The organism is Fonticella tunisiensis, assembly GCF_004364155.1.
Classification (GTDB): Bacteria; Bacillota; Clostridia; order Clostridiales; family Caloramatoraceae; genus Fonticella; species Fonticella tunisiensis.
Window position 1 is genome coordinate 19,396 of record NZ_SOAZ01000006.1, and the last position, 14,510, is coordinate 33,905.

General features: G+C 34.1%; 14 protein-coding genes and 1 pseudogene. 1 reads left to right on the forward strand and 14 read right to left on the reverse strand.

Annotation, left to right across the window (positions count from 1 at the left end; genetic code table 11):
- Window positions 1–165: 165 nt before the first annotated feature.
- The 12 genes from purB to recA all read right to left on the reverse strand — a co-directional run bounded on the left by purB (window position 166) and on the right by recA (window position 11,553).
- A complete protein-coding gene (gene purB, locus EDD71_RS04995; protein WP_133627652.1) occupies window positions 166–1,596 on the reverse strand; it encodes an adenylosuccinate lyase in 1,431 nt (476 codons plus the stop codon).
- A 129-nt stretch (window positions 1,597–1,725) separates the two neighbouring features.
- Window positions 1,726–2,910: a pyridoxal phosphate-dependent aminotransferase gene (locus tag EDD71_RS05000; protein WP_133627653.1), complete on the reverse strand. Its 1,185-nt coding sequence runs from the start codon at window positions 2,908–2,910 to the stop codon at window positions 1,726–1,728.
- Window positions 2,911–2,926: 16 nt separating this feature from the next.
- A complete protein-coding gene (locus EDD71_RS05005; protein WP_133627654.1) occupies window positions 2,927–3,295 on the reverse strand; it encodes a PadR family transcriptional regulator in 369 nt (122 codons plus the stop codon).
- Window positions 3,296–3,299: 4 nt separating this feature from the next.
- Window positions 3,300–4,142, reverse strand: a complete 843-nt coding sequence (locus tag EDD71_RS05010; RefSeq protein ID WP_133627655.1) for a PHP domain-containing protein — start codon at window positions 4,140–4,142, stop codon at window positions 3,300–3,302.
- Window positions 4,143–4,317: 175 nt separating this feature from the next.
- A complete protein-coding gene (locus EDD71_RS05015; protein WP_133627656.1) occupies window positions 4,318–4,578 on the reverse strand; it encodes a stage V sporulation protein S in 261 nt (86 codons plus the stop codon).
- A gap of 148 nt (window positions 4,579–4,726) precedes the next feature.
- Entirely contained in the window at window positions 4,727–6,268 is a 1,542-nt protein-coding gene (gene rny / locus EDD71_RS05020; protein ID WP_133627758.1) for a ribonuclease Y, read from the reverse strand.
- A 230-nt stretch (window positions 6,269–6,498) separates the two neighbouring features.
- Window positions 6,499–7,158, reverse strand: coding sequence for an ATPase (locus EDD71_RS05025; RefSeq protein WP_243116406.1), 660 nt, complete (start codon window positions 7,156–7,158; stop codon window positions 6,499–6,501).
- A 13-nt stretch (window positions 7,159–7,171) separates the two neighbouring features.
- Window positions 7,172–7,411 (reverse strand): hypothetical protein, encoded by a 240-nt coding sequence (locus tag EDD71_RS05030; RefSeq protein WP_133627657.1) that lies wholly within the window; start codon window positions 7,409–7,411, stop codon window positions 7,172–7,174.
- Complete coding sequence (locus tag EDD71_RS05035) at window positions 7,398–8,864, reverse strand: AAA family ATPase (protein WP_133627658.1); 1,467 nt, start codon at window positions 8,862–8,864, stop codon at window positions 7,398–7,400. Before EDD71_RS05035 ends, EDD71_RS05030 begins: the two co-directional genes overlap by 14 nt.
- Window positions 8,861–9,853, reverse strand: a complete 993-nt coding sequence (locus EDD71_RS05040; RefSeq protein ID WP_243116407.1) for a metallophosphoesterase — start codon at window positions 9,851–9,853, stop codon at window positions 8,861–8,863. The genes EDD71_RS05035 and EDD71_RS05040 overlap by 4 nt, the downstream gene beginning before the upstream one ends.
- Window positions 9,850–10,479 (reverse strand): regulatory protein RecX, encoded by a 630-nt coding sequence (locus EDD71_RS05045; protein WP_207669284.1) that lies wholly within the window; start codon window positions 10,477–10,479, stop codon window positions 9,850–9,852. Before EDD71_RS05045 ends, EDD71_RS05040 begins: the two co-directional genes overlap by 4 nt.
- A 48-nt stretch (window positions 10,480–10,527) precedes the next feature.
- Window positions 10,528–11,553: a recombinase RecA gene (recA, locus tag EDD71_RS05050; protein WP_133627660.1), complete on the reverse strand. Its 1,026-nt coding sequence runs from the start codon at window positions 11,551–11,553 to the stop codon at window positions 10,528–10,530.
- Window positions 11,554–11,755: 202 nt separating this feature from the next.
- Here recA and EDD71_RS05055 point away from each other — a divergent pair.
- Window positions 11,756–12,456: pseudogene (locus EDD71_RS05055) on the forward strand (IS30 family transposase); the annotation flags it as partial.
- 132 nt (window positions 12,457–12,588) lie between these two features.
- On the opposite strand, the gene pgsA reads toward EDD71_RS05055, so the two are convergent.
- Together pgsA and rimO are read right to left on the reverse strand one after the other, a co-directional pair.
- Complete coding sequence (gene pgsA / locus EDD71_RS05060; RefSeq protein WP_133627661.1) at window positions 12,589–13,107, reverse strand: CDP-diacylglycerol--glycerol-3-phosphate 3-phosphatidyltransferase; 519 nt, start codon at window positions 13,105–13,107, stop codon at window positions 12,589–12,591.
- Window positions 13,091–14,434: a 30S ribosomal protein S12 methylthiotransferase RimO gene (rimO, locus tag EDD71_RS05065; protein ID WP_133627662.1), complete on the reverse strand. Its 1,344-nt coding sequence runs from the start codon at window positions 14,432–14,434 to the stop codon at window positions 13,091–13,093. Before rimO ends, pgsA begins: the two co-directional genes overlap by 17 nt.
- Window positions 14,435–14,510: the final 76 nt, after the last annotated feature.

The window sequence follows — 14,510 nt, forward strand, 5'->3', positions numbered from 1 at the left end:
GGAAATTTCAATTATAAAAGTAAAAAATGTGTTATATTAAGTAAAATTTTTTATTTTTTAATTCGACATCAATGCAGCTGTAATTCCACAAATTTTTGATATTGTTAAATATTTAACTTAAACTATTATAAAAAAGAGAGCATTCACGCTCCCTTTAATTGTTGATTATACATTTATTTCTACGTTTATGTTTTCATCTCCATAAGCCTCTAGAACAGGCTCTACTTCATATCTAATGAACTCTTCTACCTGTTCCTTAGCTCTTCCAGTATAGTTTTCAGGTTTTAAAACCTCGATTATATCTTCTTTTTTTAATCCAAAGCAAGGATCAGAGCATATTCTATCCAGTAAATCATTGGGTAAACCTTTTTCCTTTACTACCTTTGCAGCTTCCATTGAATGAACTCTTATTCTTTCGTGCAGCTCTTGCCTGTCTCCACCTCTTTTTACAGCCTCCATAAGTATATTTTCTGTAGCCATAAAAGGCAACTCTTCCTTTACATGTTTTTCAATTATTTTAGGGTATACAACCATTTTTTCAGTTATGTTTATATATAAGTTGAGTATACCATCTACTGCTAAAAAAGCTTCCGATATGGATATCCTTTTATTTGCTGAATCATCAAGTGTTCTTTCAAACCACTGTGTGGCTGCAGTAATCGCTGGATTTAGCGAATCGATTATAACATATCTTGCAAGGGCTGAAATCCTCTCAGATCTCATAGGATTTCTTTTATATGCCATTGCTGACGATCCGATTTGATTCTTTTCAAAGGGTTCCTCAATCTCCTTCATGTTCTGCAATATCCTTAAATCATTGCTGAATTTATATGCACTCTGTGCAATGCTGCTTAAAACGTGGAGTACCATCATATCCTGCTTCCTTGGATAGGTTTGGCCGGTAACAATAAAGCACTTCTCTTTAAATCCCATCTTTTCTGAAATTATTGCATCGAGCATTTTTACCTTATCGTGATCGCCGTCGAATAAACTAAGAAAGCTTGCCTGTGTACCTGTGGTACCCTTTACACCTAAAAACCTTAATCTATCTTTAACATAGTTTAAATAATCTAAATCCATCAAAAGATCCTGAATCCATAGACACCCACGCTTTCCAACAGTGGTTAGCTGGGCAGGCTGCAGGTGAGTAAATGCTAGTGTTGGTATATCTTTATATGTATATGCAAATTTTTTAAGATTTTTTATTACTTGTATGATTTTCTTGCTTAGGAGCATTAGGGCATCTCTCATAATGATTAAGTCTGCATTATCACCAACATAGCAGCTGGTAGCCCCCAGATGTATTATCCCTTTAGCCTTTGGGCACTGAACCCCATATGCATATACATGTGACATGACATCATGACGGGTTATCTTCTCCCTTTCGGCAGCTACGTCATAGTTTATATCATAGACATGTTCTCTTAATTCATTTATCTGTTCATCGGTTATATTAAGTCCTAATTCCTTTTCCGCTTCAGCAAGTGCTAACCATAATTTTCTCCATAAAATAAACTTATTCTCATCAGAAAACAAATAGGACATTTCCTTACTGGCATACCTTTTAGTTAGCGGGCTTTCATATAAATCATGCATCTTACCATCTCCTCTTTATAATTTACGAATATTAATACATTATAAACAATTAAATTTCGTTATATACCGATTATATCACAAAAATAATAATAAAAATAGAGGGACTTATTTTCCCCTCCTACTTATTCTTTACTTTAAGAAATTTTCTATCCTTTCTAGACCCTCTATAATGTTTTCCATAGATGTAGCATATGATAATCTAATATAATCATCAACACCAAAGGCTGCACCGGGAATAGCTGCTACTTTTGCTACCTCCAGGAGCGCGCTGCATAGATCAAAAGAAGTATTTATTTTATGATTCTTTATAGACTCGCCCTTTAATTTCGAAATATTGATCATTACATAAAATGCACCATCGGGCTTTTTACACGATATGTTATTAATGCTGTTTATTTTTTCAACCATGTAGTCCCTTCGCTTCTCAAATTCACTTCTCATCTTTTCTACATCATCCTGTGGACCTGCTAACGCCTCAACGCTGGCATACTGAGCAATTGAATTCGGATTTGAAGTAGCATGGCTCTGAATGTTTGAAATGATCTTTGCAATATTTTCTTCCGAGGCAGCATATCCAATTCTCCATCCTGTCATTGCATATGCCTTTGATACTCCATTTATTACTATAGTCCTTTTCTTTATTTCTTGATTTAACGATGCTATGCTTATATGCTTTGCATCGCCATAAATAAGCTTTTCATATATTTCATCCGAAATAACAATAAGATCATGTTCTATAGCTATTTCAGCAATTGCACCAAGCTCCTTTTCACTATAGACAGCTCCTGTTGGATTGTTTGGACTATTAAGTATTATAGCTTTAGTTTTATTGGTAATTGCACTTTCTAAATCTTCCTTTGTGTATTTAAAATTATTTTCCTCCTTGGTTTTCACCATAACAGGAACAGCATCTGCAAGTTTTACGATTTCAGGATAGCTTACCCAGTATGGAACAGGAATAATTACCTCATCCCCTGGATTACATATTGCCATAAGTGCATTATAAATTGAATGTTTTGCACCATTAGATATTACTATTTGCGTTGGCATATAGTCAAGGTTATTATCCCTTTTAAGTTTTCTTGAAATCGCTTCCTTTAGCTCCAGTATTCCCGATGCTGGAGTATATCGAATTAGGCCCTTTCTTATAGCTTCTACTGCAGCATTCTGTACATTTGTAGGCGTAGTAAAATCAGGTTCACCTGCACTAAAGTTAATTACATCAATGCCTTGCTCCTTTAGCTTCTTAGCCTTCGCACTAATCGCAAGAGTTAAGGACGAGGATATTCTCTGAGCCTTATTTGATAATTCCATGATATTCCCTCCAAGTTCAATAAATAGTTTTTAAAACGCTGTCGATAATAGACAACGATTCCTCAAGCAGAGGCTTATATAAAGACTTTATTTTATCGTAATGCTTTATTCCAGTTTCTGTTATTCTATAGTGCCTTTTTGTTTTTTTGTCAGGTTCATCCCACCAACCTTCAATTAGAAGATCATCTTCCATACTTCTTAAAAGTGGGTAAATCATTCCAGGACTTGGTTTCCATTTATAATTAAGATTGATTTCGATTAAATCTATCAGTTCGTTGCCATAACAGCTCTTTTTACTTAAAAAGTGAAGTATAAGCATTTTCACGATGGTCGTCGTATTCATCTTATTTGGAAATTGCCTGTTTCTATTGCTGCCGTCTGTCATTTAATCACCTTCTTAGATTCTTCAATTCAACCACTTTGTCAGTTGAAACTCCTTTACTTCCAAGCAGATAGTTGATGTTCCTGTCCCTTCCATGGCAATCACTGCCTCCTGTAATAGTTAAATCATATCTTTCAGCTATGCTGCACAGCCAGTATGAATCTTCTATGGATTGTTTTGTATGAAAAACCTCAATCCCCAATAGACCATGTTCTTTTAACTTTTTTATCATCTTTTCAATCCCATATTTATCTAAATCCTCTATTAGCATTGGATGTGCAAGTACAGGTATTCCACCTGCATCCAGTATTTTTTTAATCCCTCCAAATGTACTAACTTTATATTTCTGAACATAAGCAGGCTTTCCAGATCCAATTAATTTATCAAATACTTCTGGAATATCTTTAAAATAACCTTTATTGATAAGAACCTGTGCTATATGAGGTCTTCCAATGGAATTATAATTTTCTCCTGCAGTCTTAAGGACTTCATCAAAGGAAATTTCATAACCTAAATCCGAAATTTTTTTAACCATTTTACTTGCCCTATCATATCTGGATCTTTGCAGTGTATTCAGAAAGGCATTAAAATTCTCATCTGTATAGTCAATATAATAACCAAGTATGTGAACTTCTTTGTTTTTGTAAACAGTACTAAGTTCAATGCCAGGTATGAAATCAATCCCAAATTCAAAGCCAAGACGTTTTCCCTGACTTAATGAACTAACGGTATCATGATCGGTTATAGATATGCCCTTTAACCGTTTCATATATGCTATTTTAAAAATTTCCTCCGGATTTAAAAGTCCATCCGATGCCGTACTATGTATGTGTAAATCATACTCAACCATTTTTCCACCCTGATTTTACATTTTTTAATTTTAATATAGCACTGTTTTATTCATATGTCTACCTCATAATGAATAAGATCTTGCAATTATCGTGGATAGTATATTTACATAATTAATATTATGTAAATATACTTAAATAATACCCGGGAGCATATCATTGACTCCCGGGTATTTATTATCTAGGCTGCACTATAAACTTAATTGCTGTTCGTTCTTCACCCTCAATGCTAATATCCGTAAAAGCCGGAATACATATCAAATCTACACCACTTGGTGCAACAAACCCTCTGGCAATTGCTACAGCTTTAACGGCCTGATTGATTGCACCTGCACCAATTGCTTGAATTTCTGCAGTTCCTTTTTCTCTAATGACCCCTGCTAAAGCACCTGCAACAGAATTTGGGTTTGACTTTGCTGAAACTTTTAATACTTCCATTTTAAAACCTCCTTGAGACCATTTAGTTTAGCCTTTATATAAAAATTCTACATAAATTAACTATTTCCTTCTTAAATTTCATAAATTTTTAGAAATTGATTAATAAAAAAACAGGACAATTAACTTTAAAGCTAATTGTCCTGTTTTTTTATTTAGCATATTCTATTGCTCTGACTTCCCTTATTACATTAACCTTTATTTGTCCAGGATATTCTAATTCATTTTCGATTTTCTTAACTATCTCACGAGCCATCAATACAGTTTCAGCATCTGAAATCTGTTCTGGCTTTACCATTATTCTTATTTCACGTCCTGCTTGAATAGCATAGGACTTTTCAACACCTTCAAATGAATCAGCAATTTCTTCTAGTTTTTGAAGCCTCTTAATATAAGCCTCAAGGGTTTCTCTCCTAGCTCCAGGTCTTGCAGCTGATATTGCATCTGCAGCCTGAACCAGTATAGCTTCAATAGATTGCGGTTCTATATCACCATGATGAGCAGCTATAGCATGAACCACTGCTGGAGACTCATTGTATCTTTTTGCAAGCTCCCCTCCAAGCAGCGCATGAGGTCCTTCAACTTCATGGTCTACTGCTTTGCCAATGTCATGTAGAAGACCTGCTCTCTTAGCGAGGGCTACATCCGCTCCAAGCTCTGCAGCCATTAAACCTGCAAGGTACGCAACTTCCATAGAATGCTTTAAAACGTTCTGCCCGTAGCTTGTTCTATACTTTAGCCTTCCTAGAAGTTTTACAAGCTCTGAATGCAAGCCGTTAACTCCGGTTTCAAAGGTTGCCTGCTCACCCTGTTCCCTTATGTCATTTTCAACTTCTTTTTTAGCTTTTTCAACCATTTCCTCAATTCGAGCAGGGTGTATTCTTCCATCTGCAATTAATTTCTCAAGTGCTAACCTTGCGACCTCCCTTCTTATAGGATCAAATCCAGATAGGATAACAGCTTCTGGAGTATCATCTATTATAAGATCGATACCTGTGAGCGTTTCCAGCGTCCTTATATTTCTACCTTCTCTGCCAATGATCCTGCCTTTCATTTCATCATTTGGAAGGGAGACAACTGAAACAGTTGTTTCAGCAACATGATCCGCTGCACACCTTTGAATTGAGCATGCAATAATTTCCTTAGCCCTCTTTTCGCCCTCTTCACGAGCCTTTGATTCAATATCCTTAATCATTATAGCTGCTTCATGTTTGATTTCTTTTCTAATGTCATTTAAGAGCATTTCCTTTGCCTGTTCTTGAGTTAGACCTGCTAACCTTTCAAGCTCTTCAACCTGCTTCTTGTAAAGTTCAGATATTTCATCCTGAAGATTTTGTATATCCTGCTGCTTCTTTGTTAAGTTTTCCTCTCTTGCTTCAAGGGCTTCAACCTTCTTATCAAGAATTTCTTCCCTCTGAAGAAGTCTTCTCTCCATTCTCTGAAGCTCGTTTCTTCTTTCTCTTACTTCCCTTTCAAATTCAACTCTCTGTCTGTGAACCTCTTCTTTGGCTTCAATTATAGCTTCTTTTTTCTTTGCCTCAGCTTCTCTTTCAGCATCGGCAACTATCTTTTTAGATAATTCCTCCGCACTTTGAATTTTACCTTCGGCTATATTTTTTCTAACTAAATAACCTATAAAAAAGGCTACAATTGCAACCAAAACACAAATAATTAGCCATATAAATGCGCTTATCCTAAACACCTCCTTTTCCCATAAATTTCTTCCTATACTTTTTATACAAACTAATGCTTTTGGATAATTATAAAAATATATATTTTTATAGTTATCCATACAATTCGCTAATTATAGAAAATGTTTTGTTAATTATACTCAGCGAATTATAAGCATAAAAAATAATGAAAATTAAAATACAATATTTTAAATTAGCCATTATTTGTCTTTATTTTATTATAGTTTTAATTTTATGTCAAGTTAAGAGGAGTTACAATACTGACCCCATCTTTAAGCTCTACTCGGTAACATACATCTGCACTTTCTAAAAGATGATTATTGTGAGTAACCATAATAATTTGCCTTTTAAAGATGGAACTAACCTGTTTAATAAAATCTGCAACATTCATTATATAATCTTCACTAACATGCTTGGCAGGTTCATCTAAAATCAAAGGGCCCTGAATTTTAGGTTCTGATATTTGCATCATGGCAATTCTTATAGCGAGGGATATAACGTCTACAACCCCGCCCCCCCTGGAATCCTGAGGCCTTGTTACAATCTCCTGGCCATTGACTTTGGAAACCACATAAAACTCCCCTTCAATTCTGTTTGCCTTTTCTACAATTTCTATCCTGAATTCAAAGGATGGATCGAATATATACTGTAAACACTGTGTTACCAGATGTTCCATCTGTCTTTTCGATTGTTCCCTGGCAAAATGGGATACATTTTGAAAAAGCAGCTTTACCTGAAGGAGTCTATCGCTTTTTAACTTTATCTCATTAAGTTTTTTTTCATTATCCTTTATCTGCTCAATAATATTTTCCATTTTGCCTTTTTCTTTATAGTATTCTTCTTTTTCCCTCTGAACCTGATGTTTTAGTTTATCAATATATTCATCGTACAAAACCATCACCCCATTAAATATCCTTTGGGACCATGTTGTCTACTTCCATAATGAGTTTTTCTATTTCGCTTTCCAGTTTTTTTATTTCATCATCAAGATTTTCAGGTGACACTCCCATATTTTTTAATTCCTTAATAATGTCGTTTTTTTGATTTTGAAGCTGCTCAAGTTTCGTTTCAGCTTTTATTTTTTTATTCTTTGAAGTTTCTAATCTATCCTTTAGCTCTGATAACTTTGCTTCATAATTTTTCATATACTTCATCCCCTTTAAATTCGTTTATTATTTGCTCAATGGTATGTTCTTCTATGGGCGACATGCATACCGGACATTTGCCTATTTTTTTTAGCAATGCCATATATTCATTGATATCCTCTTTAATCGATTCATTACACGTTTTTATGTTTTTAATTGTAATTTTTTCATCATGTACAATAGCAATATATTTCTGATACATCTCATACATTTTTTTATATTTTTCGGTCATACTTACAGACTCTGAAAAACTATTCATAGCTTTTTCCATCTGCTCAAACTTTTTTAAATATACTTCTCCCTTTGTTATTCTATCACTTAAAGCAGTCATTTCATCTTTTAATTCAACCAGGTTGTTAAACTTTTTGGTATAGATTTCTATCTCATTAGTAATAATATTTGCCTTATCTAATGTTGCAAGCTTGTTTAATACACCATATATATTTTCTAGTTCTCTGTTATATTGTGTGATTTTTCTATGATAATCTAATAATTTATTATAATGAGAAATCATATTGATTCCATTTAAAAGCTTTAAAGTTCCCTGATCAATAAACCTTGTTTTATGAAGTATAGTTTTCTGATAATCTATGTCCTGTATAACCATTCCATATCTAGCGTTTAAATCATACAGCATGCCAATTCTTTTAACCTGTGATTCTAATAAAGAAACTGCATTTTCAGCTTTTTCAATACTTTTTAGCTTTTTCAGCATAATTAATGTTTCTTTCTCTTCATTTCGAAGGGTTTCATATTGATCTTTCAAATCCTTTAACTTTTTAATTCTTTCATTTTTATTTACTAAATCCATTATTATGCGTTCTTTTCTCTCTATTTCCTTTTTTCTATCCTTAAGGTATTCATACTCCTTTAGTTTATCATTTAGCTCATCTATGTTTTTATATATTCGTTTCTCATCGCTTTGTAGATTAGATATATCCCTGTTCAATTCTTTTAATGCTTCATCAACAATATGAACTCCTACGAGCCTTCCAATTGCCTTCGCCTTTATTGAACCAGGCTGGCTTATTAAAAATGGTCCTTCAAGCTGCTCGGATAGGTTTATACTCTGGGCAGAGGATGCATCGATGTACATTCTTAGAATACCATGGGCCTTTAAGATTTCTTCAGGTATTTCATTCCCAAAGCCCTCAAAAACACTTTCTTTTCCTTCACTATTAATAATTTTATAAAGGTTTTTACTTTTAGTTCTCTCCCGGACTATTGTAGTATTATCGCTTAAAATCAGCGTCACTTTGCAGCTGCTTTCTCCCTGCCTGATAAAATCTGTTCCCTTGGGTTCATTGTATAATACCCATTTTAGAGCCCTTATTATTGCAGACTTTCCATTATCAGAAGGTCCGCTGATTACGTTAAGCCCATTTTCAAAACTTATAAATGAGTTCTTGTGCGATTGAAAATTGATTAGTTCTATGCTTTTAATGTATTTCATTTTAACACTTCCCTGCTGGAGAGTATCCTCTGTGACTCTGAAATTCTTCTTAATGCCTCGTCCTTTATCTCTTTCGGTATATTTTCTCTTAAAGCTATTTCATTTATTATCCTTTGTAGGTTTAGTTCTTCAAAATCTCCGTATGAGTTGACCTGCTGTATGAAGCGGTTAAGGGTTTGCTGTCTGAACTCTTCACGCCTTAAAATATCCCTGTCCAACACTTCATCTCCAGGTCTTGCACAGATAAGCTCCTTAATTGTAAGCTTTATTTCATTTCCAAGTTCAATAATAAGATAGGAGGGGATCCTTTCAACCTCTGAAATAGTGTTGCTTATTCTGGCAATCGCCCCTGGATTTATAAAATATTTACCATCCATTTTCTTAATCCCAAATCCTGTATGATAATGCCCGCAAAGCGTTATATCTGCCTGTGTTTTATTTACAATATCATCAATCAGTGTATAGGGTATGCCCTGAATAAATGGTTTATCCATAAGAAAACCATGTGCCATATGTATTGAATAATCACAATCCCTTTTATCGGTTATATATCCCTGCCGCGACTCTGATACATCTATATCATAATAATATGAGCACCCAGTTAACTGAAGAGTAATCCCCTCTTTTTTTAAATATATTTTCTCACCCCTATAAATCAGTTTAATTATGCCTAAAGTATCTAAAAGGCCTATAATTGTTCTGTTTACAGTATCAGGGTTTTGACCATAAACGTCATGATTTCCGAGCACAGCATATATAGGTAAAGGCATTGTTTTTAATACACCAAGAAAATCCTTCACAATTGAGAGTGAGACATCTGGCCTGTCAAATAAATCCCCCCCAAATAGAACATAATCTATGGATTCTTCACTGCATACCTTTGCTATTTCTCCGAACTTTCTTTTTAATGACTCTGTAAAGTTATCTTTTCTTGACTTTGGATTATTACCTCTTATGTGTGTATCTGTAAAATATAATAGCTTTATCATATATCATCACTCTCACTATTTGATAGTATTTCATTCAATACTCGCTTAACTAAACCATACTCATATCCCTTTGAAATCAGATACCTGCATATTCTCTCTATTCTATCAGGCTTTTCCTTTACCAAATTAAGTTTTTTTAAAGCAAGATTATATGCATTTTCATACTCAGTATTTTCATCTATATTGATCATTTGCAACATTTCCCCTGGTATTCCTTTATTTCCTAAATTAAATAATATTTTCTTTTTTCCATGCTTCTTAAACCTTTGACTGTTATTTATATATTTTTTAATATATCGGTCATCATTTATGATATCATATATTTTTAACTTTTCTAATACCTTTTCAATGGTTTTGTTAGAATAATACTTTTGCTCCAACTTTCTTCTCAGTTCAGTTTCTGTATAGTCTCTTCTACCTAACAATTTCAAGCAATAGTTATAGGCCTTAGTACCTTCACAGTTTTCAATAAGAAAGTCTAGACTATTTTGATCCAGCTTCACCCCTTCTTTTATATCATATTTAATTATATCTTCAATATCCGCTGAAAAGGTAAAGTTATTATCGATGTAAATATTGTACCTTTCATCATTTCTCTTTTGCTTTACAATGGAAGTTATAATCAAAATAATCACCTCAAAATAAAGCATCCCTTCCTTTAGGGATGCTTATAATTACTCAGCCTGTGCTTCTTCTTTTTTTACTGCTGCTAAAGGCAGATTATACTTTGCCCTTATCTTGTTTTCAATTTCAAGGGCTATGTGGGGATTTTCCCTTAAAAAGTTTTTGGCATTTTCTCTTCCTTGACCTAACTTCTGTTCGTTATACGAAAACCATGATCCACTTTTTTGAACTATATCGTTATTAACTGCGACATCTAATATGTTGCCTTCCTTAGAAATACCCTCACCATACATTATATCAAATTCAGCAACCTTGAAAGGAGGAGCAACTTTATTTTTTACAACCTTTACCCTTGTTCTGCTTCCAAGAACATCTTCTCCCTGCTTTATCGAGTCCACTTTTCTAACATCAAGCCTTACTGATGCATAGAATTTTAACGCCCTTCCACCAGGGGTAGTTTCAGGATTACCAAACATAACGCCAACCTTTTCACGAAGCTGATTGATAAATATGGCTACACATTTTGATTTGTTAATAGCTCCTGCAAGCTTTCTGAGGGCCTGTGACATTAATCGTGCCTGAAGCCCAACATGGGCATCTCCCATTTCTCCTTCAATTTCTGCCTTAGGTACCAGAGCAGCAACTGAGTCAATTACGATAACATCTATGGCACCTGATCTTACAAGTGCTTCTGCTATTTCAAGTGCCTGTTCACCGGTATCCGGCTGCGAAACAACAAGGTTTTCGATATCTACGCCAAGCTTTTTCGCATAAACAGGGTCCAGGGCATGCTCAGCATCCACAAAGGCTGCTGCACCTCCATTTTTTTGTGCCTCTGCTATAATGTGAAGAGCAACTGTCGTTTTACCCGAAGACTCAGGTCCGAATATTTCGACGATTCTTCCTCTAGGTACTCCACCTATGCCGAGAGCTATATCCAAATCTAAAGAACCGCTCGATATTGCCTCTACATTCAATTTTGAATCTTCACCAAGCTTCATTATTGAACCTTTTCCAAACTGTTTTTCTATCTGGCCAAGCGCTAATTCAAGTGCCTTTTGTTTTTCAATATTCATAATATCATCCTTTCTCGTTTCCGAACATTTGTTCTTATAGTATTATATTATATATAAAATATTTGGTCAATATGAATGTTTATGTTTTTTTATTTGGTTCATTGTAAAATTAAATGCAACAGATAGAATAAAAAAATAACAACCATAGTGAAAATCATGTATGATATAGGTGTCTAATCCAAACATACAGGAGATTTTCACTATGGTTGATACAATTAATTCTAACACAACTGTACGTTCTTTTAAACACCTAAATAGTTATGAACGTGGAGAAATTTCTGCATTACTAAAAGAAGGCAAAAGTATTCGCTATATTGCTAGGAAATTAGGACGTAGTCCAAGTACTATCTGCCGCGAAATTAAACGTGGTACTACTTTACAACTTAAAAGCAATTTATCTTTCTATACAAGCTATTTCCCTGAAACAGGTCAGGCTGTGTATGAAAAACATCGCTCAAATTGCGGAGCTAAACTCAAAATAGCCCAAGCGGAAGCTTTTCTAAAATATGCTGAAACAAAAATTCTACAAGAAAAATGGTCTGTAGATGCTGTCGTTGGTGCCTGTAAAAAAGATCCTGCCTGGAAGGATGCGTATATTGTTTCTACTAAGACCTTATATAATTACATAGATAGAGGATTTCTATCTGTTCGAAATATAGATTTACCTTTGAAACTACATTTAAAGCCAAAGAAAAAACGTATACGTCAAAATAAGCGTGTTATAGGTAAAAGTATCGAGCTACGCCCTCAGGAAATAAAAACCGTGAAACCTTTGGTCACTGGGAAATCGATACTGTAATTGGTAAAAGGTCTGACGATACAGCTATCTTAACATTAACCGAACGAAAAACCCGTTATGAACTTATGTTCTTATTAGATGCTAAAGATAGTAAATCTGTTAATGTACCTATAGATTATACCATATTTTTCTTGGTTTATACATTTAATGATTTTACTTTATCATTTATGATATTATCTTTTATTATATAAAATAATATATAAAAATACCCCATGGCAGGGGCCATGAGGTTATTTCTATTCCCGGGGATTCAAGAGCTTTTTGTTTTTTATTATATAATCAACACCGGATATTATAGTTATTATAACAGCGAGTGATATTAGTACATCATTATAGGGAAGCTCCATTAATGCTGCAACTATTGCAATAATTTGAGTTACTGTTTTTAATTTTCCCCACTTGCTTGCTGCAATAACAACACCTTCAGAAGCCGCTATTGCTCTTAGACCCGTTATAGCGAATTCTCGGGCTACTATAATCATAACTACCCATGTTGGAAGTTTCTTCATTTCCACCATCGAAATAAGGGCAGCAGTTACAATTAACTTATCAGCAAGGGGGTCCATAAATTTTCCAAACCTGGTTATTTGATTTTTGCTTCGAGCGATATAACCATCAAGGGTATCTGTAAGGGCTGCTATAATAAAAACCGCTGTAGCAATATAGTTACCATATTTCACTTTTATCGCTATTATAAACAAAAATATTGGCACTAAAAAAATTCTAAGTATTGTTAACTTATTTGCAAGGTTCATTTTGTATCTCTCCTATTAAATCGTAAGTGTAAGCCTTGGTTATTTTTACTCTAACAATATCGCCTTTTTTAAGTTCATTAATATTGTTGTTGATATAAACCTCCTGATCAATTTCAGGTGCATCTCCGTATGTTCTTCCATAATATTGCCCTTCGTTGTTCATACCATCTATTATAACATTTAATACATTGTTAGTTAAATCCCTATTTTTATTTAACGATATTGTACTTTGAAGCTTCATTAGTACTTCCCTTCTCTTCTGTTTAATTTCTTCCGAGATCTGATCTTCCATTTCAGCAGCTTCGGTATCCTCCTCTGCAGAATAGGTGAATATACCTACTCTGTCTAATTTATACTCCTGTAAGAAATTTTTTAATTCATTGAAATCTTCCTCAGTTTCTCCTGGAAAACCTACGATAATGGAGGTTCTAATAACTGCATCTGGAATTTCCCTTCTGATCTTCTCAATTAGATTAATAATTTTTTCCTTTCTGCTCTTTCTTTTCATCTTCTTCAATATTTTATCACTTACATGCTGAAGAGGTATATCAAAATAGTGGCAGACTTTTTTACTCATCTTTATGATCTCAATCAGTTCATCGGTTATCTCTTCCGGATAAGTATACATTATCCTTATCCATTCAATTCCTTCAACTTCTTCAACCCTTTTAACGAGCTCTGATAGCATCTTTTTCCTATAAATATCAACGCCATACATAGTTGTATCCTGTGCAACAAGTATTATTTCCTTTACACCTTTTTCTGCAAGAATCTTTACCTCCTGTACAATACTTTCGATTTTCCTGCTTCTAAAACTTCCTCTTAGCTTAGGTATTATACAGTAGCTGCAATTATTATTACAACCCTCTGCTATCTTTACATACGCATAGTGCTGAGGTGTACTGATAATTCTTTCTTCAAAATCCAGATCAAAATTTATATCATCTGCTTTTACAATGCCTTTTTTACCAGAAAGAACATTATCAATTATATCGCATATTTCTCTGTAGCTTCCTGTTCCTACAACAGCATCGATTTCCGGTATCTCTTTAATGAGTTCTTCCTTATATCTTTCTGCCATACATCCAGTTGCGATTACACACTTGCATCTGCCCGTACCCTTATGCTGTGACATTTCCAGGATGGTTTCAATAGATTCCATTTTTGCAGATTCGATGAACCCACATGTATTTACAATTATAATATCAGCATCCCTTTCATTGTTTACAATTCTGTACCCCTTCTTTGATAGTTTGGAAAGCATTATTTCTGCATCCACTCTATTTTTATCACATCCAAGCGAAATCATTCCTACATTTAATCCCATGTCAATACCTCCTACCACGATTTCCCGGGCAATTATCTACTGTATTTCAATATTATTTTTAGATATCTGCATATAA

What these genes read in the sequence shown, in the direction of transcription:
- purB (WP_133627652.1), bottom strand. Translation starts at nt 1,596, where the DNA reads ATGCATGATTTATATGAAAGCCCGCTAACTAAAAGGTATGCCAGTAAG.
- EDD71_RS05000 (WP_133627653.1), bottom strand. Translation starts at nt 2,910, where the DNA reads ATGGAATTATCAAATAAGGCTCAGAGAATATCCTCGTCCTTAACTCTT.
- EDD71_RS05005 (WP_133627654.1), bottom strand. Translation starts at nt 3,295, where the DNA reads ATGACAGACGGCAGCAATAGAAACAGGCAATTTCCAAATAAGATGAAT.
- EDD71_RS05010 (WP_133627655.1), bottom strand. Translation starts at nt 4,142, where the DNA reads ATGGTTGAGTATGATTTACACATACATAGTACGGCATCGGATGGACTT.
- EDD71_RS05015 (WP_133627656.1), bottom strand. Translation starts at nt 4,578, where the DNA reads ATGGAAGTATTAAAAGTTTCAGCAAAGTCAAACCCAAATTCTGTTGCA.
- EDD71_RS05030 (WP_133627657.1), bottom strand. Translation starts at nt 7,411, where the DNA reads ATGAAAAATTATGAAGCAAAGTTATCAGAGCTAAAGGATAGATTAGAA.
- EDD71_RS05035 (WP_133627658.1), bottom strand. Translation starts at nt 8,864, where the DNA reads ATGAAATACATTAAAAGCATAGAACTAATCAATTTTCAATCGCACAAG.
- EDD71_RS05040 (WP_243116407.1), bottom strand. Translation starts at nt 9,853, where the DNA reads ATGATAAAGCTATTATATTTTACAGATACACACATAAGAGGTAATAAT.
- recA (WP_133627660.1), bottom strand. Translation starts at nt 11,553, where the DNA reads ATGAATATTGAAAAACAAAAGGCACTTGAATTAGCGCTTGGCCAGATA.
- pgsA (WP_133627661.1), bottom strand. Translation starts at nt 13,107, where the DNA reads ATGAACCTTGCAAATAAGTTAACAATACTTAGAATTTTTTTAGTGCCA.
- rimO (WP_133627662.1), bottom strand. Translation starts at nt 14,434, where the DNA reads ATGGGATTAAATGTAGGAATGATTTCGCTTGGATGTGATAAAAATAGA.